18 protein-coding genes and 6 pseudogenes are annotated in these 22,624 nt (G+C 68.7%); 15 read left to right on the plus strand and 9 right to left on the minus strand.

The features are described from left to right. The 4 genes and pseudogenes from ACIBK0_RS26940 to ACIBK0_RS26955 form a co-directional block, all read left to right on the plus strand. Positions 1–152, plus strand: a pseudogene (locus ACIBK0_RS26940) (IS110 family transposase); the annotation flags it as partial. A gap of 853 nt (positions 153–1,005) precedes the next feature. Then, positions 1,006–1,248, plus strand: coding sequence for a DUF485 domain-containing protein (locus tag ACIBK0_RS26945; protein WP_399085736.1), 243 nt, complete (start codon positions 1,006–1,008; stop codon positions 1,246–1,248). Positions 1,249–1,321: 73 nt separating this feature from the next. Beyond that, positions 1,322–2,449: pseudogene (locus ACIBK0_RS26950) on the plus strand (transporter); the annotation flags it as partial. Positions 2,450–2,726: 277 nt separating this feature from the next. Then, a pseudogene (locus ACIBK0_RS26955) lies at positions 2,727–4,100 on the plus strand (amidase); the annotation flags it as partial. Between the two features lie 56 nt (positions 4,101–4,156). Here ACIBK0_RS26955 and ACIBK0_RS26960 read toward each other — a convergent pair. Further along, on the minus strand, positions 4,157–5,170 hold the full coding sequence (locus ACIBK0_RS26960) for an NADP-dependent oxidoreductase (protein ID WP_399085109.1): 1,014 nt from the start codon (positions 5,168–5,170) through the stop codon (positions 4,157–4,159). Between the two features lie 160 nt (positions 5,171–5,330). Between ACIBK0_RS26960 and ACIBK0_RS26965 the strand changes: the two genes are divergently transcribed. Then, the gene (locus ACIBK0_RS26965) at positions 5,331–5,843 is read left to right on the plus strand and encodes a helix-turn-helix domain-containing protein (protein ID WP_097256920.1); all 513 of its coding nucleotides are present in this window, start codon (positions 5,331–5,333) and stop codon (positions 5,841–5,843) included. Positions 5,844–6,344: 501 nt separating this feature from the next. On the opposite strand, the gene ACIBK0_RS26970 is transcribed toward ACIBK0_RS26965, so the two are convergent. Then, positions 6,345–7,172 carry an SDR family oxidoreductase gene (locus ACIBK0_RS26970; protein WP_399085112.1) on the minus strand — a complete coding sequence of 276 codons (828 nt, stop codon included), beginning with the start codon at positions 7,170–7,172 and terminating at the stop codon, positions 6,345–6,347. A gap of 63 nt (positions 7,173–7,235) precedes the next feature. Between ACIBK0_RS26970 and ACIBK0_RS26975 the strand changes: the two genes are divergently transcribed. From ACIBK0_RS26975 to ACIBK0_RS26995, 5 genes and pseudogenes are all read left to right on the plus strand, one after another. Then, complete coding sequence (locus ACIBK0_RS26975; protein ID WP_399085114.1) at positions 7,236–8,462, plus strand: acyl-CoA dehydrogenase family protein; 1,227 nt, start codon at positions 7,236–7,238, stop codon at positions 8,460–8,462. A 205-nt stretch (positions 8,463–8,667) separates the two neighbouring features. After that, on the plus strand, positions 8,668–9,090 hold the full coding sequence (locus ACIBK0_RS26980; RefSeq protein ID WP_399085118.1) for a MarR family winged helix-turn-helix transcriptional regulator: 423 nt from the start codon (positions 8,668–8,670) through the stop codon (positions 9,088–9,090). Positions 9,091–9,129: 39 nt separating this feature from the next. Then, positions 9,130–9,270, plus strand: a pseudogene (locus tag ACIBK0_RS26985) (transposase); the annotation flags it as partial. Positions 9,271–9,771: 501 nt separating this feature from the next. Then, complete coding sequence (locus ACIBK0_RS26990) at positions 9,772–10,527, plus strand: SDR family oxidoreductase (RefSeq protein ID WP_399085121.1); 756 nt, start codon at positions 9,772–9,774, stop codon at positions 10,525–10,527. A gap of 40 nt (positions 10,528–10,567) precedes the next feature. Beyond that, on the plus strand, positions 10,568–11,254 hold the full coding sequence (locus ACIBK0_RS26995) for a TetR/AcrR family transcriptional regulator (RefSeq protein WP_399085124.1): 687 nt from the start codon (positions 10,568–10,570) through the stop codon (positions 11,252–11,254). A gap of 48 nt (positions 11,255–11,302) precedes the next feature. On the opposite strand, the pseudogene ACIBK0_RS27000 reads toward ACIBK0_RS26995, so the two are convergent. The 3 genes and pseudogenes from ACIBK0_RS27000 to ACIBK0_RS27010 all read right to left on the minus strand — a co-directional run. Beyond that, positions 11,303–11,419, minus strand: a pseudogene (locus ACIBK0_RS27000) (IS701 family transposase); the annotation flags it as partial. Between the two features lie 58 nt (positions 11,420–11,477). Then, positions 11,478–12,889 (minus strand): annotated as a pseudogene (lpdA, locus tag ACIBK0_RS27005) (dihydrolipoyl dehydrogenase). A gap of 212 nt (positions 12,890–13,101) precedes the next feature. Beyond that, a complete protein-coding gene (locus ACIBK0_RS27010; protein ID WP_399085127.1) occupies positions 13,102–14,280 on the minus strand; it encodes a saccharopine dehydrogenase NADP-binding domain-containing protein in 1,179 nt (392 codons plus the stop codon). 96 nt (positions 14,281–14,376) lie between these two features. Here ACIBK0_RS27010 and ACIBK0_RS27015 point away from each other — a divergent pair, with 96 nt between their 5' ends. Further along, positions 14,377–15,009, plus strand: a complete 633-nt coding sequence (locus ACIBK0_RS27015; RefSeq protein WP_399085130.1) for a TetR/AcrR family transcriptional regulator — start codon at positions 14,377–14,379, stop codon at positions 15,007–15,009. Positions 15,010–15,075: 66 nt separating this feature from the next. On the opposite strand, the gene ACIBK0_RS27020 is transcribed toward ACIBK0_RS27015, so the two are convergent. The 3 genes from ACIBK0_RS27020 to ACIBK0_RS27030 form a co-directional block, all read right to left on the minus strand. Then, positions 15,076–16,137, minus strand: a complete 1,062-nt coding sequence (locus tag ACIBK0_RS27020; protein ID WP_399085133.1) for an LLM class flavin-dependent oxidoreductase — start codon at positions 16,135–16,137, stop codon at positions 15,076–15,078. Further along, positions 16,137–16,667, minus strand: a complete 531-nt coding sequence (locus tag ACIBK0_RS27025) for an SRPBCC family protein (protein ID WP_399085136.1) — start codon at positions 16,665–16,667, stop codon at positions 16,137–16,139. The genes ACIBK0_RS27020 and ACIBK0_RS27025 overlap by 1 nt, the downstream gene beginning before the upstream one ends. A gap of 77 nt (positions 16,668–16,744) precedes the next feature. Continuing rightward, positions 16,745–17,275 (minus strand): winged helix-turn-helix transcriptional regulator, encoded by a 531-nt coding sequence (locus tag ACIBK0_RS27030; protein WP_399085139.1) that lies wholly within the window; start codon positions 17,273–17,275, stop codon positions 16,745–16,747. A gap of 249 nt (positions 17,276–17,524) precedes the next feature. On the opposite strand from ACIBK0_RS27030, the gene ACIBK0_RS27035 reads away from it, so the two are divergent. Continuing rightward, a complete protein-coding gene (locus ACIBK0_RS27035; RefSeq protein WP_399085142.1) occupies positions 17,525–18,013 on the plus strand; it encodes an SDR family NAD(P)-dependent oxidoreductase in 489 nt (162 codons plus the stop codon). 34 nt (positions 18,014–18,047) lie between these two features. Here the strand turns inward: ACIBK0_RS27035 and ACIBK0_RS27040 are convergent, their stop codons facing one another. Further along, positions 18,048–18,731 (minus strand): TetR/AcrR family transcriptional regulator, encoded by a 684-nt coding sequence (locus ACIBK0_RS27040; protein ID WP_399085739.1) that lies wholly within the window; start codon positions 18,729–18,731, stop codon positions 18,048–18,050. 261 nt (positions 18,732–18,992) lie between these two features. Between ACIBK0_RS27040 and ACIBK0_RS27045 the strand changes: the two genes are divergently transcribed. From ACIBK0_RS27045 to ACIBK0_RS27055, 3 genes are read left to right on the plus strand one after another with little or no spacing between them, the layout of a single operon-like run. Further along, positions 18,993–19,961, plus strand: a complete 969-nt coding sequence (locus tag ACIBK0_RS27045; protein ID WP_095851138.1) for an enoyl-CoA hydratase/isomerase family protein — start codon at positions 18,993–18,995, stop codon at positions 19,959–19,961. A 7-nt stretch (positions 19,962–19,968) separates the two neighbouring features. Beyond that, positions 19,969–20,892, plus strand: a complete 924-nt coding sequence (locus ACIBK0_RS27050; protein WP_399085145.1) for an alpha/beta hydrolase — start codon at positions 19,969–19,971, stop codon at positions 20,890–20,892. A 37-nt stretch (positions 20,893–20,929) separates the two neighbouring features. Continuing rightward, entirely contained in the window at positions 20,930–22,405 is a 1,476-nt protein-coding gene (locus ACIBK0_RS27055; RefSeq protein WP_399085149.1) for a class I adenylate-forming enzyme family protein, read from the plus strand. Positions 22,406–22,624: the final 219 nt, after the last annotated feature.

Consider the following 22,624-nt stretch of genomic DNA (forward strand, 5'->3'; position numbering starts at 1 on the left):
ACAAGCAGCGCGCCCGCGAGGCCGGCTACAACCCCGCTCTCCGACAGGTCGGCAACCGCCTCGTCGGCATCCTCCACGGATGCCTCAAGACCCGCACCCTCTACGACGAAGCGACCGCCTGGTCACACCACGCCCACCTCCATGCCGCTTGACACCAAACGACATGGGGTGTCTGACCAGCTGATCAGCACCTCCCGCACGCCGGGGGAACCTCAGTTGGACGTCGGACACCAAACCTCGGGGCAGTGAACGGACGCATCTCCAGGCACGCCTGACCGGCGAATCCCGTCGCACGCCGCGCGCCAACTCTTTGCACCAGCAGGCGAGCAGCCTTCGCACGGGCCGCAGAAGGGACAGTTCGGTCGAGCCCGTAGGGCGAAGGGTTCCCCCGCGCACCGAGGCATTGCCGGCGCCGGTCGCCGTGGCGTGAGCCGCCCCCACTCGTGTGGCAAGGGCGCTCAGGGGCGCACCCTGGGAGGCCCGTTGGCACGCAGTGACATGTCGCACACGTCTCACAGGCTGTTGACAGGCCATCACAGAGTCCGTGATTCTCCTGATCACAACACGGCGCATCACGACAACAGCGGCTTGCAGCTACCTGCACGCTTCCGCGAGGTCCGGCTGGAACCTCACGGTCCGTGCCCAGCTCGTCGTCCGCGTTGATCCGCCAAGCCCCCGACGCAGCACCCTGTGCATCGAGTGGCAGCAGATGCGAACAGCCCCATGTGCTGTGTGCCGTGCTCCCCCGGGCGCCACACCCGTTGGCCCTTGCCCACCATCGCCATCCCGTGACCGGCCGGACCCGCCTGCCGGCACCGGACGCTGCGCGCTGCGCCGTCACCCACCCTCAATGCCCGGAGGTTCCGTGCACTCGCTTTTCTCCCCAACCCCCCTGGCCGCCCGTCGGCCCCGCTCCCGTCGCACCATGACGGACCGTCACACCACCTGAACAGACTCCGCGAGACCGCGCATCGCCTGCAGCGCGACTTCCTTGTCGTCAACGGGATCCCCTTCGCCGTCGGCATCACACTGTCCTGCTTCACGGACGTCCCCGCGGTGCAGGTGTACGGCAAACTCACCCTGGGCCTGATGTGGGGCGTTCTGCAATGCGCCCTGTTCATCGCCACTGCCTGGTTGTACGAGATACGAAGCTCCCGGTCGACCGATCCCCTCGAACAGGCTCTGACCTCCGACGCACCCCCCACCGACGTATCCGATGTCGCCTCCGCCAACGGTTCCCGGTGGTGACGCGGTGACTCTGGACATCCTGAGCTCGGGCGTACTCGACCCCATCGGTTCGGACGCGAGACGCCCCGTGATCATGGCCTTCCTCATCTTCATCGGAGGGTTCCTGTTGTGGCTCTTCACTCTCGCCACGGCGGAGGAGGAGAATCCGGAGAGGCTTTATGTCGCCAACCGGTCGCTCTCCCCGGTCATCAACGGATTCGCCCTGGCCGGTGAGCAGATCTCGGTCGTCACCCTGCTGACGGTGTCCGGCGGTGTCGCGCTGTTCGGTTACGACGGGTTCACGTACGCCCTCGACGGCCTGATCATGCTCGGCGTACTGCTGCTTCTCGCCCAGAAGATACGTACCAGCGGTCGCTACACGCTCGGTGACCTCTACGCATTGCGGGCGTCAGGACCGGGCCCCCGCCTCGCCGCGGCGGCGGTGACGCTGGCCATCACGATCCCCCTCATCGTGATCCAACTGCGCGTCGCCGGAACCAGTACGGCCCTCCTGGTCGGTATGACGACCGACGGGGGGCAACTCGTGTACACGATCCTGATGGGCTGCCTCGTCGCCTGCTTCGCCGCGGTAGCGGGCCTTCGCGGCAACAGTTTCATGCACGTCGCCAAGGTCCCGCTGACCCTGACGGCACTCGCGGTACTCACACTGCTGGCCCTCAGGAAGTTCGACTGGGCCCCTGGGTCTCTGTTCTCGGCCGCGGTGGACAACAGCACGGCGCCGGACGAATATCTGGAGCCGGGGTTCTGGCCGTACACGGCGAGTTTCGGCTCACTCAACACATTCGGCAATCACATGGTCTTCATCCTCGGCACGGCCGTGATGCCTCACCAGATCCTGCGGGTCAGCGCATCCCGAACCGGCCGCACGGCACGGCGGTCCACGAGCGTCGCCACAGGACTGGTCGGCGCGTTCATTCTCCTGCTGATCACCACCGGCTTCGCAGCAGCGGCCTTGGTGGGCGCCTCCGGTCTCGGCGCGGTCGATGCCACAGGGCAGCCGTCCCCGATCCAGCTGGCCTCTGAGGTGCTCCAAGACGGTTCGACGGGACGCATCGCGCTCATCACCGTCTTGGCATGTGTCGTGTTCCTCACGGTGCTCACGGCCATGACCAGCGTGACCTTCGCTGCCGCCGTCTCTCTCACCCACGATGTGTTCGCGCGTGGCAAGCGCCTGCGCACCGAGACCCAAGAGCTACGGGCGCTGCGCATGGCCGCCGTCAGCTCTGGCAACTGCGCCCACCGCTGTCCGATCCGGAACTCTCCAGGCGCACGTGTCAGCACCTCACGGCGACACCGCCAAGGCCCTCCCGCTGCGACGACCGACCAGCCACGGTCGCTCAACTGCGGGTTCGCCGATCAGCGCACACAGAAACGAGGCTCTCCGTGCGTGACCTCCCCTTCCAGCCGGCCACGGACCAACTGGATGCGCTGGCGTCAGGGCAGGTTTCGAGTGAGGAACTGCTCGAAACCTACTTGCGACGCATTGGCGTGCACACGAAACGCTGAACGCGGTTGTCACGCTGGACGTCGAGCGGGCGCAGTTCGATGCCAGGGCAGCCGACGCGAAACGGGCGGCCGGGGCGGAACTCGGCGCGCTCCACGGTCTCCCGATCACACTGAAGGACAGCTACGAGACCGCCGGCCTACGGACGGTCTGCGGTCGCACCCACCTCAAGGACTACGTACCCGAGCAGGACGCAGAGGCGGTACAACGCTTGCGGGCCGCAGGTGCAGTGATCATCGGCAAGACCAATCTGCCCGCCGGAAACCAGGACGTCCAAGCGGACAACCCCGTGTTCGGGCCGACGCCGAACCCCTGGAACACCGCCCGCACGTCCGGAGGTTCCGCAGGCGGTGGAGCAGTGGCAACAGCCGCCGGACTCACGGCTTTCGACTTCGGCTCGGAAATCGGCGGATCCACCCGGATTCCGGCACACTTCAACGGTCTCTACGGACACAAGGCGACCTGGCGGTCCATCCCCCTCATCGGACACGTCCCGGGCGGACCAGGTGTCGGACGGTGGGCGGAGATCGACCTCGCTTGCGCCGGCGCCCAAGTGCGCGACGCGCGCGACCTGGTCCCCATCCTCCACGCGACGGTAGGACCGCCGGAGCGCGACGGTGGCTTCAGCTACACCCTCGCACCACCACGAGCGAACGAACTCGGCGCCTTCCGAGTGGCGGTGTAGACCGAGGACGCGTCATGCCCGATAGACCACGATGTCGTTGCCGCGGTGGACGACGCCTTGAGCGCCCTGAAAGCGGCGGGCACGAAGGTCGAAGTACAGCCCACCAGCCTGCCCGTCGACATGACGACCAGTCATGCCCTGTTCCAGCGCCTGCTCTTCGGCGCCTTCACCTACGACCGGTCCGGACTGACAGCGGCCTCCAACGCCGCGACCCTCGCGCGTCTTGTCCAACACCCTCGTGGAGAGGTGCTGGACGCAGTGAGAGGAACCTTCCAATCCCACTACAGCTGGCTGCAAGCGGACGTTGCACGCCATGAACTCCGGCACCGGTGGGCCGAGTTCTTCCGTGAGTTCGACATCCTGCTCATGCCGGTGACTCCGACCACGGCGCCGCCTCATCACACCAAGCCGATCGACAGGTTCGGGCGTCGGATCCAGGTGGACGGGCATTCCCGTTCCTATTGGGATCAGGTCAAGTGGAGCGCCATCGCCAATGTGGCCGGCTCTCCGGCGACGACCATCCCCGTCCGAACGGGCCGGGAGGGTCTGCCCGTCGGGCTGCAGGCGATGGGGCCGAGCGGCGGCGACCTCACCACCATCAAGTTCGCCGAGCTCCTGGGCCGGGAAGTCCAGGGCTACCAGCCCCCTCCGGCCTTCGCGTGACGATCAGCCGCCCGTCCCCGCATGGGTGAACGGCCACCGGATCGGCCCGCACGGTTTCACTCGCCGTCGGGCACCATCGAGACCACGACCTTGCCGGCCTTGGTGCGGCCCTGCTCGACGTACGCCATCGCCTCGAGCGTCTGGTCGAAGGGGAAGGTGCTGTCGATGACCGGGCGGAGCTTCCCGCTGTCGTAGAGGGCGCCGAGTTTGCGCAGCTGGGAGCCGTTGGCCTCCATGAAGAAGAACTCGTAGCGCACGCCCAGCGCCCTGGCCCGCTTGCGGATCTTGCGGCTGAGGGCGCTCATGACCAGGCCCATGACGGCGGGGGCGCCGAGCTGCTTAGCGAATACGGCGTCCGGCGGGCCGACGACACTGATGGCCAGGCCGCCGGGCTTCAGCACCGTCAGCGACTTCTCGAGGTTCGCCCCGCCCACGGAGTCCAACACCAGGTCGTAGTCCGAGAGCACCTTTGAGAAGTCCTCCCTGGTGTAGTCGACGACGACGTCGGCGCCGAGGCTCCTGACCAGTTCCTCGGTCGCGGTGTTCGTGGTCGTCGCCACCGTGGCACCGAGGTGCTTGGCGAGCTGGATGACCGTCGAACCGAGGCCGCCGGCACCGGCGTGGACGAGCACCTTCTGCCCCGGCTTCACATGCGCGCGCTCGACGAGGACCTGCCAGGCGGCCAGGGCCACCAGCGGCACCGCGGCTGCCTCTTGGAGGGTGAGGGAGGCGGGCTTGGGCGCGACATCGTCGACGTCGATCGCGATGTACTCCGCGAAGCCCCCGACGCGAAGGTCGCGCGGCCGGGCGTAGACCTGGTCACCGACCTTGAAGCCGTGTACGGCGGAGCCGACCTGTGTCACGACGCCGGCCACGTCGTGGCCGAGCACGAACGGGGTCTTGTACTTCAGGAGCTGCTTGAACTCCCCGTTGCGGACCATCTTGTCCAGCGGGTTGATGCTGGCGGCGCTCACTCTGACCAGAAGGTCGCGGGCTCCGACGGTGGGCTCGGGCACGTCGGCGGCGCGGGCGCCGTCCTTGCCGTACTTCTCGACGACGAATGCCTTCATGGCGGCCGCCTTTCTGCGTGGGTGTCTCGGTGGTCGGTGTGATTCTTGGGACGGGTCCCCTGTGCGCCTGCTTCTCGTCTGCGGCCGGGTTGACGTGCCGATCATGACAGTACTAGCTGAGTATGGAAAAGTAAACTTAGAGGAGGTTAGAATCACCCCTATGGACGCAACGACCGAAGCCCTGCAGGACGACGCCGGCACGTTTCCCCATCTCGACCGGGACACGTCGAACTGCTCGATCGCCCGAACCCTTGAGGTCGTGGGCGAGAAGTGGACGATCCTGATCCTGCGCGAGGTCTGGTACGGCTCGTCCCGTTTCAGCGAGTTCGAACGCGTCCTCGGCTGTCCTCGCAACCTCCTCGCGGCGCGACTCAAGATGCTCGTGGAGGAAGGGATCCTGGCCACCGAGACCTACAAGGAGCCGGGCTCGCGGAGCCGGCCGAAGTACGTGATCACACCCAAGGGTGTGGATCTGGTCCCGGCCGTGATGGGGCTCCTGCAGTGGGGGGACCGCTACCGCGCCGACCCGGAGGGCCCGGCCATGCTGTCCCGGCACCGTGGATGCGGCGCGCATGTCGACGCCCAGATCCGCTGCGACCAGGGCCACGCCGTACAGCCGGAAGACATCGAGAGCATCCCCGGCCCCGCCTTTCGCCTGAGGCCCGCCGAGTGAACTGAGCGCGGTGGCGCCGGGAGCTCGCGACGGGCGCGGTCCGTCCAGGTGCGCTCGCGCTCGCCCGGTCCGGCCCGGGTCTTCGTTCTGGCGGTCGCCGCCGGGCCTGGACCACCAGTGGCGATTGCGGGCGTCGGTCGCCGGACGTGGACCAGGCGGCCCCGAGAATCGAACAACGCCCGTTCCCGCCCCTGCCGAGCGCGGCCCTGAAGCGGTCACGCACCCACCACCTCTCCAGGCAGGTCACGCCACAGGCGCAGGCAATGCCCGCACAAGTAGCGCAGCAATCACGGCGGCGCGGGCGGCGGGCACGGTCAGAACCCTGCGCCCCGGCTCGGCCGTCGCCATCCTGAGCTGCGTCTCCAGCGCCAACACGACTGCGATCGCGCAGACCGAGTAGCGCAGCCGTGAGCGGGGTGTCGCGCACGCCTTGCGCACCGGGGCGCGGATCGTCGCCGTCCGAGAGGGGGAGTTCCGCCCACGACCCGAAGCGGAGCGGGATCAGGCCGGATCGACGAAGATGTCGAGGGCGAGATCCCCCTCGAAGCCGGCAGGGCTGTACCCGGAGAGGTCGGCGACGCCTTCGTCCGACAGGACCTCGTCGTCGATGAACAGGTTGCCGGTGCACTTGCGCGCGTCACGCGTGAGGACGGCGTACGCGGCGTCACCCATGATCCGCGGACTACGGGCCTGTCCGGCGCCGCCGACCACGTTGCGTACGGCGGCCGTGTCGATCAGGGTCCGCGGCCACAGCGAGTTGGCGGCGATGCCGTCGGCGGCGAGCTCCTCGGCGAGCCCGATGGTGCACAGACTCATCCCGTACTTCGACAGCGTGTAACCCAGGTGCTTGCCCACCCAGTGCGGCGCCAGGTTCAGCGGCGGCGAGAGGGTGAGGATGTGCGGGTTGCCCGCCGCACGCAGGTGCGGGATCGCGGCCTTGCTCAGCAGGAACGTGCCACGCGTGTTGATGTCCTGCATCAGGTCGTACCGCTTCATCTCCAGCCGCTCCGACGACGACAGGTCGATCGCGCTGGCGTTGTTCACCACGATGTCGATGCCGCCGAAGGCACTGACCGCGGCGTTGACGGCGGTGCGTACGTCGTCCTCGTTGCGGACGTCACCGACGACGGCGACCCCCTTGCCGCCCGCGCGCTCGATCTCCTCGACCGCGGTATGGACCGTACCTTCGAGCTTCGGGTGCGGTACGGCGGTCTTGGCGAGCATCACCACGTTCGCACCGTCGCGGGCCGCGCGCAGAGCGATGGCGAGCCCGATGCCGCGGCTGCCTCCCGACATCAGGACGGTCTTGTCGGCCAGTGTTCGTGTCATGGTCGAACCTCCAAAATCGATTGATGAACTAATCATACGCAGTGCGAATGATATGGTCCGCGCATGACTTCGACTCCCGCACGCCAGAGCGACCGGCTCTACCACGAGCTCCTCGCCCCCGAAGAGACCCAGTCCGTCCGCGCCGCCGTGCGCCGGATCGCGGAGCAGGAAGTGGCTCCGCACGCCGCGGCGATCGCGAACGGCGACGAGCGCACCGACGGCTTCCCCCGGCAGGTGTTCGACGCGCTCGCATCGGCGGGGGTCTTCCGGATCCCCTTCCCCGGCGAGGTCGGCGGCGACGGTCTGACCCACCCGGCGACCGCCACCGCAGCGGCGATCGAGGAACTGGCCTACTACTCCAGCAGCGTCGCGGCCGTCTTCGACGTGCACTGCATCCTGGCGGGCAACGCACTGCGGCAGGGCACCGAGGAGCAGCAGCAGCGCTGGCTGCCCAAGGTCGCACAGGGCTCGGTGGTCGGCGCGTTCGCCACCACCGAGCCGGACGCCTCCAGCGATCTGTCTCCGCAGGCCGTTCGGACCGAGGCCGTGCGCGCCGAGGCCGGCTGGGTGCTGAACGGCCACAAGCGGTGGATCTCCAACTCGCCCGTGGCCGCGTTCGTGGTGGTTCTCGCCCGCACCGGCGAGCGGCTGAGCATGTTCATCGTCGACACAGCGCTTCCGGGCGTTCAAGTCGGCCTCGCCGACCGCAAGATGGGCAACCGCGGCCAGCTCACCGCGGACATCCGCTTCTCGGACGTACACCTGTCCGACGACGACCTCCTCGGCGGCACCGAGGGACACGGACTGCGCCACGCACTGTCCACACTGACCTACGGCCGGATCGGCATCGCGGCCGCCGGGGTCGGCATGGCACAGGCCGCCTTCGACCACACCGTGGCCCACCTGTCGACGCGACATGCCTTCGGCAAGCCGGTGGCCGCCAACCAGCACTGGCAGTTCCTGCTCGCCGAGCGGGCCACCGAGATCGACAACGCCCGCACCCTCGTCACCAAGGCGGCCCTTCGCCTGGACGCCGGCAACCCGTCCCCGGAACCCGAGGCCGCGATGGCGAAGTACTACGCCACCAAGCTGTCGGTGGACATGGCACGCGACGCCGTCCAGGCATTCGGAGGCCTCGGCTTCGCACGCGAACTGGGCGCCGACGGCAGCCCCGGCCCCGTCGAGGCGATCTACCGGGACAGCAAGATCGGCGAGATATACGAGGGCACCAACGAGATCCAGAAGTGGGTCATCGCCCGGCAGATCTTCGGCCGGACCATCACCGGCTGACGACCCCGCGCATCCCCTGCCCTGCGTGCCCCGATTCCACGCGCCGAGATCGCTGCCCCGGTCCGGCCACCTCAGGCCTTCTCGTAGGATGGACCCAGACGATACGCAGGGCTAACCATAGGCGGGGTAAACGATGTCCGAGGCTCCGCTCGTACCGGGGACAGTGGCTGAACACACCATCTGCCTGCTGGTCAAACTCGGGCAGGTGGCATTCAGGATCGCCGAAGACGGCCTCAGCGGTACCGGCCTGCGCGTGCGCCACTACAGCGTCTTGCAGGCCCTGGCGGACAACGGGGCCATGCCGCAGCTGGCGCTCGGCTCGTTCCTGCGCATCGACCCGGCGACGATGGTGACGAGTCTCGACGACCTTGAGCGGGCCGGATACGCCGAGCGGACACGCGATCCGCAGGACCGACGCCGCTACGCCGTCAACATCACCGACGACGGGCGCAAAGTCCTGGCCGACCTCAACCGCACACTCATCGGCCTCGACACCGAAATCCTCCCCGACCTCGACACCACTGAACGGCACTCGCTACACGCCCTGCTGAGCAGCCTCGCCGAGAGCCCCGCTCTCACCGCCATGTTCGACGCCGTCCGCGAGCAGAGCGGCGCGAAAAGGGCTTGACGTGCTCCCTGACCCAGGCCGCGTCTGATAACTGATCTTGTGGTTGGTCGGGGTGAGTCGACGGATGCGGCGTGGGAGCGGATAGCTCCGCTGCTGCCGGGTGCGGATGGTCGTGGGCGGTCTTGGCGGGAAGACCGGCAGGTCGTGAACGGCGTGTGGTGGCGGTTGCGGGCAGGAGCGCCCCAGCAACACGGCCGGGTGCAGATACCTCTTGCCCGGTCACAGCCCTGGACGCCCGCGCAACCCCCTCGGCCTCACCGACACCCTGAGACACCACGGTCTGCCCGCCCGCGCAGCCCGGAACACCGCCATGATGGACGCCCTCGTAGACCTGCCGCCCATGGTCATCACCGACCTGCTCGGCATCCAACCCAAGACAGCCGAACCCTGGGCCACCCTCGCGGGCGGGAACTGGTTGCGGTCATTGACTCCTCTTAACGCACCCACGTGGCAGGAGCACCCCGTCGGCTCACCTCGTCCGCGTATGCCCGCCTACGGCCCGAGGGGCCGATGGAACCGACCGTAGCGATCCTGCCGCTCTTCGACGAGGAGCCCTCCCAGCCAGTCGCCGACCGGACCACCGATGGTAAGTGGATCGACTTGCCATAAGGGTGGTGCGGGAGCTACCTTCGAGTGGTGAGTCCACCGACTTACCTTTCGATTCGGCAAGGAACAATCACCATGAATCGTCTTGCGGGCAAGCGTGCCCTCATCACCGGCGGCACGAGCGGGATCGGTCTGGAGACCGCCCGGCGGTTCCTCGCGGAGGGGGCCGACGTGCTGGTCACCGGCGTGACCCCGGCCAGCATCGACAGGGCCCGGCAGGTCCTCGGGGACAAGGTGCCCGTCGTGCAGGCCGACGCCCGCGATCTCGATGCGCAGCGCGCCCTGGCCAAGCAGGTGGGTGAGCACTTCGGGAAACTGGACGTGGCGTTCCTGAACGCCGGCGTCTCGGACTGGCGGCCCTTCGAGGACCACACGGAGGACAGCTACGACCGGCTCTTCGACATCAACGTCAAGAGCGTCTTCTTCCTCACCCAGGCCCTGGTGCCGATGCTGGCCAACCCGTCCTCGGTCATCCTCAACGCGTCCAACAGCGCGCACGGCGGCTACGGGAACTCGAACGCCTACGCCGCGACGAAGGCGGCTGTCGGCTCCCTGATGCGCTCGTGGAACGCGGACCTGCTCAAGTCGCACGGCATCCGATTCAACGCGGTCAGCCCCGGCCCGGTGGACACCCCGCTGTACGCCAAGCTCGGGATCGAGGACCCCGCGGTGCAGGCGGCGGTCCTGGAGGGGATCAGCGCCGGCATCCCGCTGGGCCGCATGGGTCTGCCGGAGGAGGTCGCGGAAGCCGTCGTGTACCTGGCCTCCGACGCCTCCGCCTTCGCGGTGGGCCAGGACCTTATCCTGGACGGCGGCCAGACCGTTCTCTGACAGCGAGGACGCGGCCGGGAGACGGGCGAGGGGCGAGGGCATGGCGGTGGCGGAACGAGCGGAAACCGGTGGCGAAGCGAGCCAGGCCGGGTATCACGCGCAGATCAAAGCGGAGAACCGCGCCCGCATCATCCGCGCCGCCCGCGACCTCTTCCTCGCCCGGGGATACGACAAGACCTCCCTCGCCCAGATCGCCAAGGAGGCCCGCGTCTCCACCGGCACCCTCTTCAAGCGGTACCCCTCCAAGGCCGCGCTGTTCGCGGCCGTCACCTCCGAACAATGGCAGCTGGATGTGGAGTACGCCGCGCCGCCACCGCCCGGCGACCCCCGGTACGGTCTGGACCACATCGGCCGCGACTACGCCTGCCTGGTCGCGCGGCCGGGCACGGCGGCACTGTGCCGCCTCATCATCACCGAGCTGCCCCAGATGCCGGAACTCGCCGACATCGTCGGCACCGGCTTCGCCATCGACCGGGGCCCGTTCTTCGACCGGCTCCGCGACTACCTGGAGGCCGAAGCACAGGCGGGCACACTCGACTTCCGTTCGGCCGACGGACAGCCGCTGTCGGCATCCGAAGTGGCCGAACAGTTCCTCGGCATGATCTGCAGCCAGTTCCTGTGGCCCCAACTCGTACGGAGCGACTTCGTCCCGCCCAACCCCACCGACGCCGCGATCGTGGACGAAGCGGTCGCCCTCATGCTCAGCCGCTACGGCACCGGATCCTGAACCCCGGACCTCCGGTTCACGCCGCAAGGACTTCGACACGTCGCCCTACCGTCGGCAGCGCTCGCGGTCGTCCGTCCAGGAGGTGGGCAGATACAACCGCCGGTCGATCAGCGTGCGTCCGCGGGCGGTGGCGTAGGCGAGGAACACACCGATCCGGCAGTTCTCGAAAGCCGCCGGCAGCACGCCTCCGCGAGAGCGTCACCAATGTCGAGCCCTCATAACGCTACATGTTGATCATGTGGCCGGCGAGGCCGTGGACGGCTTCCTTGACCGCCTCGCCGAGGGTCGGGTGGGCGTGGACGTTGCGGGCGACCTCGTGGACCGTGAGGTCCCACTGCTGGGCCAGGGTCAGCTCGGGGAGGAGTTCGGTGACGTCGGGGCCGATGAGGTGGCCGCCGAGGAGCTCGCCGTACTTGGCGTCGCTGATCAGCTTCACGAACCCGGTCGCATCGCCCAGCCCATGGGCCTTGGCATTCGCGGTGAACGGAAACTTGGCCACCTGGACGTCGAAGCCCTTCTCCCTGGCCTGTGCCTCGGTGTAGCCGAAGCTGGCGATCTGAGGCTGACAGAAGGTGGCCCGCGGGATCATCACGTAGTCCAGCTCCATGGTCTCCGCGTCCGCGATCGTCTCGGCGGCGACCACGCCCATGGCCTCGGCGGCGTGCGCGAGCATCAGCTTCGCGGTGACGTCACCGATGGCGTAGATGTGCGGGACGGAGGTGCGGCAGCGGCCGTCGACGTCGATCGCGCCCCATTCGGTGACCCGCACGCCGGTGTTCTCCAGGCCGTAGCCAGTGACGTTCGGCGCGAAACCGATCGCCTGCAGGACCTTGTCGGCCTGAAGGACCTGCTGGGCGCCGTCCTTGCCGGTGACCGTGACACGGACCTGCGCGCCCGACTCGTCGATCGACTCGACGCGGGTCGAGGTGAGGACGCGATGCCCGACTTCCGGTACTGCTTGGCGAGTTCGGCGGAGACCTCGGCGTCTTCCAGCGGGGCGATCCGGTCCAGGAACTCGACGATGGTGACCTTCACACCGTAGTTGTGCAGGATGTACGCGAACTCGACGCCGATGGCGCCGGCTCCCGCGATCACGATCGACTGCGGCAGGTCCTCGGCGAGGATCTGCTCCTCGAACGTCACGACACGCGAGGTGCGGCGGGTGAGGGGCAGCAGCTTGGGCGTCGCTCCGGTGGCGATGACGCAGTGGTCGAAACCGACGGTTCGGGTGTTGCCGTCGTAGTCCACGACCTGGAGCGTATGGGGGTCGAGGAACGTGCCGCGCCCACTGATCTCCGTGATCTCGTTCTTCTTCATCAGGTAGTGGACGCCCTTGACCCGGCCGTCCGCGACCTTCCGGCTGCGGCGGAACGCCTCGCCGTAGTCGAAGGAGACCTCGCCGTCGACCTTGATGCCGAAGGTCTTCGCCTCGCGCGTGAAGACGTGCGCGAGTTCGGCGTTGCGCAACAGGGCCTTGGTGGGGATGCAGCCGACGTTCAGACAGACGCCTCCCCAGTACTTCTCCTCGACGACCGCGACCCGCTTGCCCAGTTGTGCGGCCCGGATCGCGGCAACGTACCCGCCGGGGCCCGCGCCGAGTACGACGACGTCGAAGCGCTCACCCTGCTCGTCCATGGACGGCTTCCTTTCCGCTGGTGCGGCCGGCCCCCGCGAGGGGCGGACTCGCTCCCGATCGAACCATCTGTTCACCAACCCGCCGGCGGCGGCATCCGCCACCGCCCGCCGCGCGGGGAACCGGTGGAGGCGGCCGTATGGTCCACCGTCTCGGCGGCTTCCCGAACGTCAGCTTCAGCGCCGCGGCGTGGTGATCTATGCCCGCTCAGCCGTCATCGACGGCGGGCCGGCGCCCCGTCGACTTCGTGTACTCCGGCCTCGGCGGCACCGAGCCTGAGAGTGTCGAGGCCGAAGGCGGCGACCGGGCCGTGCGCACCGGGCTTGAGTACGGCATCCGGCTGAGCCGCGTGGGCGGCGCCCCACGCCAGGAGGGATCCCGTCATCTCGTACGGATCGGGTCCGGTGAGGGCCGTCGTGGCCAGGGGGCGGCCGTGGCTGTCGCGGGCGACGGCGATCACCAGGGAACGGCCGTCGGGATCAGGCTCGCGCTGCGATCCCGGGAGCCGCTCGGACCACCGCGCCAGCGCGGCCCGTACCTTCGCCGAGCGCAGCACGGGCGCCTGGAGCGTGGCAGCGATCTGCACCGGGCGGGTCCACCGTCCAAGCCACCCGAGGCCCACCTCGACGCTCTCCAACTGAGGGAAGACCTCCGGCAGTCCGAGATGCTCCGTGCCCGGGACGGTCATGGTCGTACGTTTCATGCCTCCGTAGTGGAAAGTGCGTACCCGCTTGGCGGCGCGCTCGTCGACCACCCGGGCGCCGGCCCAGGGGCGCGGCCTGCGGTAGGCGAACCCGTCCTCGGCCGCGGCAGCGACCAGCGTCTGACGTGTGCCTCCCGTGGTCAGGGTGTACGCGTCGCGCAGGGTGCTGCGGTAACGCAGTTCGTCGCCGTGTCCGGCGCGGGTGATGAAGTACCCGGTCTCCACGTGGCGTGCCCGCTCGCCCGCGCGCGTCAGGGCGAGCGCGCCGGCGAGGTTGCCCGGCACGCAGTCGTAGCCGAACGCGGGCACGAGAGTCGCTCCCCGGCCGGCCGCGACGGCGTCCAGCTCAAGGAGGACGCGGCGGGCGAAGGTCCCCTCCCCCGTCGAGTCGAAGTAGTGCGCCCCCGCCCGCGCGGCAGCCGTGACCGCGGGCATTCCGAGCCGCATGAACGGTCCGATCGTGGAGACGACGACATCGCCGGGCTCCACGAGGCGCGTCAGGTCGGCCGTCGAGGTGACGTCGACCTCGGCCACCGGCAGGTCCGCCTGGAAGCGGTCGGCCAGGGTCAGCATCCTGGTCCGACTCCGCCCGACCAAGGTCGGCTTCTCCCCTCGTGCGAGCAGTTCCCGGAGCACGCGCTGCCCGGTGTACCCCGTCGCACCCAGCAACACGATCCTGCGCTTTTCCACGGCTCCGCCTGCCTTCCGGAGGGCGTTGTCACGACAACCATCGAATGACCGTCAGTCATTCACTGACTCCAGGTCACCGAATATACGATGGTGCGCATGCAAAGGCCAAACCGACGACAGATGTATGCGGAACAGACCCGGGCGGACCTGGTGACAGCCGCTCGAAAGCTGTTCGTGGACAGCGGGTTCGCCAACACGTCGGTCGAAGCCATCACCGGGGCGGCACGGGTGAGCAAGGGCACCTTCTACAGCCACTTCCCGGACAAGAAGGCAATGTTCGCCGAGCTCTACACCGAGCTGCTTGAGCAGGTCGGTGTCCTGGCCGACACGACATCCGAGGCGATCCGTGCGGCACCGCCGGGCCAACCCGCCATGACCACAGCCGCCGACCTCACGCACGCCTTCCTGCGGCGGACCATCGACGATCCCCTGCACCGTGAGCTGATGGCTCAGGCGCCCTCGGTCCTGGGAGGGCAGTACCGGCACATCAACGACACCGTCGCCCAGCCTCCGATCGAACGGCTGCTGACCGTGCTGGCCGAGCGCGGTGAACTGCAGCCGGACGTTCCCGTCTCCACTGTCGCCCGGCTGTTGCTGGCTGGTCTGTGCGAGGGCAACCAGATCATCGCCGCCGCAGGGGACCGGGAGGAGGCCCTGACCAGGACGTTCCATGCGATCACCCTGCTGATGTCGGGCCTGGCGGCCGACGGCGTCAGCGCCCGTGGTTGATCTGAAACGGAGCCTGGCGGACGGCGTCGGTGTGTGGCGACCCGCGTCGGCCGCCCTGGCCTGTCGCTAGCGTGCCGCCTCGTCCTCGATGTCGCGGACCAGCTCGATGGCCCGGCCCAGGGTGGTAAGCCGGGCGTCGAGGTTCTCGCCGGCGGGATAGAAACGGACGGTGTCGACACCGGCGTCGCGCCACACGCGCAGCCGCTCGCGCACCATGTCCTCGGTTCCGATCAGCGTCGTCGCCAGCACCATGTCGTCGGTGACCAGGCCAGCCGCGCCGTCCCGGTCCCCGGCCTGCCAGCGGGTCCGCACCTCGGCCGCCACTTCGGCCCAACCCTGTCGGCTGTAGGCGTTGTTGTAGTAGTTCGTGGTCGCCGATCCCATGCCGCCGAGGCTGAAGGCCAGCTCCTTCTTGCGTCCGGCCACCATCACGCACAGCGCGTCCTCGTCGTCCGCGAAGGCCACCTCGGCGCCCTGGCAGATGTCGAGGTCGGCGCGCGTACGACCGGCGTTGGCCAGGCCCCGGTCCAGGTGGTCGAAGTACGCCTTCTTGGCGCCCTCGGGTACGAAACTGGTGCCCAGCCAGCCGTCGGCGATCTCGCCGGTCAGGTGCAGCATCTTCGGCGAGAGGGTCGCCAGGTAGACGGGGATATCGTGCTCGGCGCGCATGGACAGGCGCATGGGCCTGGCCTCCCCACCGGGCAGCGGGATCTGGAATTCACGGCCGGAGTGGGAGACCTTCTCCCCCGAGGCGGCCTGTCGCACGATCTCGACGGTCTCGCACATCCGGGACAGCGGCCGGTCGAAAGGCACGCCGTGCAACCCTTCGATCACCTGGGGTCCGGAGGGGCCAAGGCCGAGGAGGAAGCGCCCCTGAGAGATCTGCGACAGCGTGATCGCGGCGCGCGCGATGGCCATCGGCGTGCGGGTGCCGAGCTGGATGATTCCCGATCCGAGAAGCATGCGCTCCGTCTTCGCGGCGAGATAGCCCAACGGCGAGGGTGCCTCGGAGCCCCATGCCTCCGCCACCCAGCAGATGTCCAGACCGAGCCTCTCCGCCTCGGTGACGTAGTCGACGATCTCCCGCCAGTCGCCGCCGGAGGCTTCGATCGTGGTGGAGGTACGCATCACAGACTCGCCTCCCCCGAGGTCCGGGGGCTCTCGGCCAGCTTCTTGACCCCTTCGAGGGTGACGGTCATGTTGGCCTCGAACTCCCGCATGCGCACAAAGACGATCTTCTGCTCCTTCTCCGGCATGCGTTCGATGGCGAAGGAGAGCCCCGAGGGGGGCGGCCCCATCTGCACCCATTCCCGCAGCACCGTGCCCCCGTCCTGTGGCTCCAACGTGAACCGCCAGATCGCCGTGGGGTATTGCGGATCCTCTACCGCCCAGGCGAGCCGCTTCGGCGGCTCGCACTCGACGATGTGGGACGTGGTGGCCCACTCCCCGAACGCTTCGTGCTTGCTCCGGCCGACGAACCGGGCCCCCAGAGCAGGCCCGCCGCCGTCCAGCCATTCCACCGACTGCAGCTCGGAGCTCATGCGCGGCATCAGTTCGATGTCGGACACCAGCCTCCACACCTGAGCCGGTGGTGCGGCGATCCAGGTGTGGACCTCAACCGTCGGTTTGTCCGCATAGCGTGCGCCCGTCCACTCCATGAACCCGCAGCCCCTCTGTCGCCAAGAGCGCTCGAATGAGCGTCTGACCAGAAAAGTTGCGTAGGTAGACCCACTTGTCAAGGGTGACCTGCCTTGCAGGGCGCCGCCCGGTCAGCCCGTGAACCGGGCCCGCACATCCGGCCGTTCGGCCAAGTGCGGTGGGTAGCCGGGGCCATCCGGGGGTGGGTGTTGTCCAGGGTCATGGGCTCGCCGCAGGCGGCGCACACCACCTCGGCATGCGTCTCCTGCCCGCACGTCTCGTGGCGCATCGTCACCGGCGGGCCCGCTTCGCCGGAGAGCCAGCGGTCCCCCCACCGGTTCATCACCAGCAGCACGCCATAGAAGTCGCGCCCCTTCTCGGTGAGCACGTAGTCGTGGCGGACCGGCTCCGTCTGGTAGGGCCGCTTCTCCAGCAGTCCCTCCTCCACCAGCCGGCGCAGCCGGTCCGTCAGCGTGTTGCGGGCGATCCCCAGCGACTCCTGGAACGCGTCGAACCGCCGGATCCCGTAGAACGCCTCACGCAGCACCAGCGGCGTCCACCAGTCCCCGAGCAGGTCCATGGTGCGCGCGATCGAGCAGGGCCACTGCGCAAAGGATGTCCGTCTCATGACGGCCGGCATAGGTTCGTCCAGTCGTGAGACCCAGCAGGTGAACCGAACAGCGACCGGTGCGCGGTCTCTTGTGCTCCATCAATAACGAAGTTATGTTGCCGCCATGAAACGTGACTTGCTGGGCAAGAAGCTGGTTGTTACCGGAGCGGCACGCGGCATCGGTGAGAAGGTGGCCCGCCTGGCCGCCGCCCGAGGGGCCCGGACGCGACGCCCCATCTGGAGCGCAGCCGTGGCCATGTGCTGGTCGTGGCGTCCGCGCTGTCGTTCATGCCGCTGGCCGCGATGGCCTCCTACGGCGCGAGCAAGGCCGGGGCCGAGTTGCTCGCTCTGACCTACCGACAGGAAGTGGCCCACCTCGGAGTCACGGTCGGCGTGGTGCACCCCTCCTGGATCGACACGGACCTCGTCCGGGGCGCCGAGGCTGACCTCCCCTCGTTCCAGGACCTGCGCGCGCGACTCCCCTATCCGGGCAATGTCACCACGAGCTCCGACCGGGCGGCCGCCGCGATCGTCGACGGGCTCGTGCGCCGACGCAGCCGCGTGTATGTCCCGCGTGCGGTCGTCGTGGCCAACTGGGCCAAGGCGGCGCTGAATTCACCGCTGGCCTGGCCCTGGGCGAGGCGCTTCGCGGCCCGGGCGGTGCCGTCCCTCGAACGCGAGGTCGCGGCGCTGGGGAGGCAGGACCAGGTCACGCCGGGCGCAGATGCCCCTGCCGCGGAGACCAGGTCGTCCTAGCCGCGCCCGGGGCAGCGCCCAACCGCCCGGCTTCTCAGCGGCCTTGGACGATCGAGTCGTACAGGCGCGCGCCGGCCTCGTGGGAGGCTTCGGCATGTTCGCGCTCGTCACCGAGTCCGACAGTGAAGTTCACACCCATCGGCACGAGCACCTGCGCCACGGCGTCGTCGAACTCGACGAAGTGCTCAGCCAGTTCAAGGGTGATGTAACCGTGCACGTAACTCCACAGCTGGGCGGCGATGGCTTCGGGTTCCTGACGCTCGATCCTGCCGGAGCGCACGAGCCGTTCGCACGCCGCGGTGACATGAGCGTGGGCTTCCCGAAAGGCCTGGGAATGCCCGCTCCGGCGACGGTCCGTATCCGGCAGCGGCCGGTATGTCGCCCGAGTGGACAGACCGAACATCAGGTCATAGAGGTGAGGGTTCTCCCGGGCCTGCCGACGGCAGGTCAAGGCCATGGCGAAGAGATCCGCGATCGGGTCCTCCGTCACCGGTACCCGGCCGAACGCCGCGCCGAGTTCCTTGAACCCGTGGTCGGCGACAGCCCTCATCAGCTCGGGGATCCCACCGAAGTGGCTGTAGACCACCATCGTCGACAGTCCGCTCGCGGACGCCACCGCGCGCACCTTCAGAGCCGACGGACCCTGCTCGGCCAGCAAGCCGACGGCCGCCTGCACAAGTCGCTCCGGTGCGTCATCGAGCCTCGCCCGCCCTGCCATGTCCCGCACGCCTCCACCGTTGACATACACGAAATAACTTGGTTATGTAATTCTTCACGGCAATAGTACACATCGCACGTGACGCGCCGCCTTCGATACACGCGTCCGCCCTCGGGCACGTCATCACGCGCTGGTCCAGTCTCCTGCCGCCTGTGCGGGCACAGCGTGTCGGGCGAACCCGACCTCATCGCTGCCACACGCATCCGCGGCCGTCCCGACGCACTTTCCCATCGCCATGAACTCAGCACGGGAGCAGAACTCATGCCATACAAAGACAAAGGCCGTCTGACGATCGAAGATCGCGGGGCCGTCCTGATCGTCCGGGTCGACGGCGGCCCGCACCAGGAGTTCGGCCTCGACATCGCCCAGCAGCTGGACAGGCTGGTGGCCCGAGCCGACCGCGATCCGAACGTCCGTGCCGTCGTCTTCACCGGGGCGCATCCCAAGCGGTTCGTCAGTCATGCCGCGGTCCGGTGGCTGCAGGAGGAGGGCGCCGCGAGCCCCACGGTCGGCCGGCGCGGTGCCGCGGCCGTCGTCCGCATGGCGAAGCACGTGGACCGGTCCCGTCTCCTCGCGCCTTTGCTGCGCAGGACCCCGATGCGAGGGGCCCTGCAGCTGGAACGTCTGCACACCACCTTCCTGCGGATGAACGCCAGCGGTGTGCTCTACGTCGCCGCCCTCAACGGTTCCGCTCTCGGCCTCGGCGCGGAGTTCGCCTGGGCGTGCGATCTGCGGGTCATGGCCGAGGGGGAATTCTTCATCGGCCAGCCGGAGATCCTCCTCGGCATCATCCCGGGCGGTGGCGGCACCCAGCGGCTGACCCGCCTGATCGGCACCCACCGGTCCCTGGCCGCGATCCTCGAAGGCAAGCCGTTCACGCCCGCGGAGGCCCTCGCCAACGGGGCGGTGGACAAGGTCGTCGCGCAGGACAAGGTGGTCGCGCAGGCGGTCGAACTCGCCGAGCACTTCGGGAAGCGGTCGAAGGGGTCGGTCGCGGCGGCCAAGAGGTCGGTGTACTTCGGCGGCTCGATGTCACTGGAGGACGGTCTGCACGTCGAACGCGCCGAGTTCTTCGCCCAGATCATGTCAGAGGAAGGCCAGAGGCTGATGCTCGACTACCAGGCCACGACCGCCGCCACCGGCGAACTCCCGCTCTACACGCCGGGCACCTACGCACGAGCCCTCGCCTCGGGCAGCGTGCCGGGCGGTCGCTCGACGAGCGGGCGGTGAACCGACGATGACCACTCAGCAGTCCTTCACCCGTCACGACATCACGTTCCCTTCCGGCGACAGCAACTGCGCCGGCTGGCTCTACCTCCCCACGGGCGTCACGTCTGCGCCCGTCGTCATCCTCGGGCACGGCCTCGGCGCCGTCCGCGAGATGCGCCTGGACGCCTTCGCCGAGCGCTTCGCGCAGGCCGGCATCGCCGCGGTGGCCTTCACCTACCGGCACTTCGGCGACAGCGGCGGCCACCCTCGCCAGCTCCTGTCGATCAAGCGTCAGCTCGCCGACTGGGACGCCGCCATCGCCTACGTCAAGGCCCGCACGGACGTCGACCGGGCCCGCATCGCCGTATGGGGCAGCTCGTTCGGCGGCGGCCATGCCATCACCGTCGCCTCCCGCCACCCCGAACTGCGCGCGGCAGTGTCGCAATGCCCCTTCACCGACGGTCTCGCCTCCGCGCTCGCGCTGGGCCCTGTCGCCTCACTCAAGGTCCTCCCCGTGGTCGCCCGCGACCTGGCGGCCAGAGGCCGCGGAAAGCCGCCCGTGATGGTGCCGATCGCCGCCACCCCCGGCTCGTCGGCCCTCATGAACGCCCCGGACGCCCTGCCCGGATACCAGGCGCTCCAGCCTCCGGGAACGACGTTCCGCAACGAGGTGGCGGCGCGGGTCATCCCGACCATCCTCACCTACCGGCCCGGGCGCGCGGCCAAGAAGATCGCCATGCCGATCCTCTTCTGCGTCAGCGACACCGACTCCGTCACGCCTCCCGCCCAGACCCTCCGCTACGCGCGCACCGCACTCAAGGGAGAGATCAAGAGGTACGACGCCGGCCACTTCGACTTCTACACCGGCGAGACCTTCGAAGTACTGGTGCGCGACCAGATCGAGTTCCTCACCCGCCAGCTGAAGCCGGCAGCCGCCGCGTCAGCTCCGTGACCGGACCGCATCACACCCAGACAGGTACGCCCTCGCCATGAATTTCGCATCTCTGCCCGACCGCCGCGCGTCCCTCGACCCCGACGGGGCCGCGGTCTCGGACGGCCGCCAGGCCCTCACCAACGTCCAGTTGCTGCGTCGCGTCCAGGCGGCGACACGTCACCTCCAGGATCTCGGGATCGGCCCCGGCGATGTCGTGGCTCTCAAGCTCACCAATCGCGTGGAGTTCGTGCTTCTGCTGTTCGCCGCCTGGCGGCTCGGCGCCACCATCACGCCGGTCAACCCGAGCATGACCGACATCGAAGTGGCCCGACAGCTCAAGGACTCCCGCGCACGCCTTCTGGTGAGCGAGGACGGCGAGGCCGCAGTGGCGGACGGGACTGCCGTTCTCGCCGTCGGCGAACTGCGCGACGACGCAGCGGCGGAGCCGGATGAGGCCCCCCTTCCGGACCCGTCCGCGCTGGCCCTGCTCATCTACACCAGCGGCACGACGGGGGTTCCCAAGGGGGTGATGCTCGATCACGCCAACATCGACGCCATGGCGGACATGGGGCGTCGGGCGCTGGAGGTCGGTCCGGCAGACCGGTGTCTGCTGATCCTGCCGCTCTTCCACGTCAACGGCATCGTGGTCAGCACCCTCGTACCGTTGCTGGCGGGCGCGAGCGTCACCATCGCCGACCGATTCAATCCCCAGACGTTCTTCGACGTGGTCGAGCGCGAGCGCCCCACGTTCTTCAGCGCCGTGCCGACGATCTACAGCATGCTCGCGGCGCTCCCGGACCAGGTCCGCCCCGACACGTCGTCCCTGCGCTTCGGAGTCTGCGGTGCGGCACCCGCCTCCGCCGAGCTGCTGACCCGGTTCGAGGCCCGTTACGGGTTTCCGCTCGTCGAGGGGTACGGGCTGTCCGAGGGAACCTGCGGCTCCACCATCAATCCTGTCGCGGGCCCTCGACGCGCCGGAACCGTGGGACTGCCCTTCCCCGGCCAGGAGATCCGGATCGTCGACGCCGACGGCAGCGAGGTGCCGCCGGGCGCGGACGGAGAGGTCGTCGTGCGGGGCCCCAACGTCATGCGGGGCTATCTCGGTCGCCCGGAGGAGACAGCCAAGGTCATCGTCGACGGCTGGCTGCACACCGGCGACGTGGGCCGACTCGACGCCGACGGATACCTGACCCTGGTCGGACGGTCGAAAGACATGATCATCCGAGGTGGGGAGAACATCTACCCCAAGGAGATCGAGGACGTCCTCGTCGGTGACCCGTCGGTGCTCGAGGCCGCCGTGATCGGCGTCCCCGACGAGAAATGGGGAGAGGTCGTCGTCGCCTACGTCCAGCCCCGACCGGGTTCGACCGTCGATCCGTCGGCACTGCAGTCCCTCTGCGCGCGCAGCCTCACCGGCTTCAAGCGCCCGACCGCGTTCTTCGTGGTGGATGCCATCCCGAAGAACCCGGTCGGCAAGATCGACAAGGTCTCGCTGCGCGCTGCCCACGCCGAGGCCTCCGCGCGGTGCTGACCTCCACGGATGGCGCTTGGGGCCGTCTCCGGTGGCGGCCCTCGGCTCCGTGTCAGGGACCGAGTCCAGATCCGGGACCCCCAGAACTTCGCGAGCTTCGCCACTCGCCCGGCCTGCCGGGGACATCCGCGGAGTTACTCGCAAGGATGGCCCCGCCCTATCGGTGCGCTCGCTCCCAGGCCGCTCCTGCCGGAGCAGGCCGGTAAGGAGACACCATCA

This window comes from Streptomyces sp. NPDC050564 (genome assembly GCF_044457265.1).
Classification (GTDB): domain Bacteria; phylum Actinomycetota; class Actinomycetes; order Streptomycetales; family Streptomycetaceae; genus Streptomyces.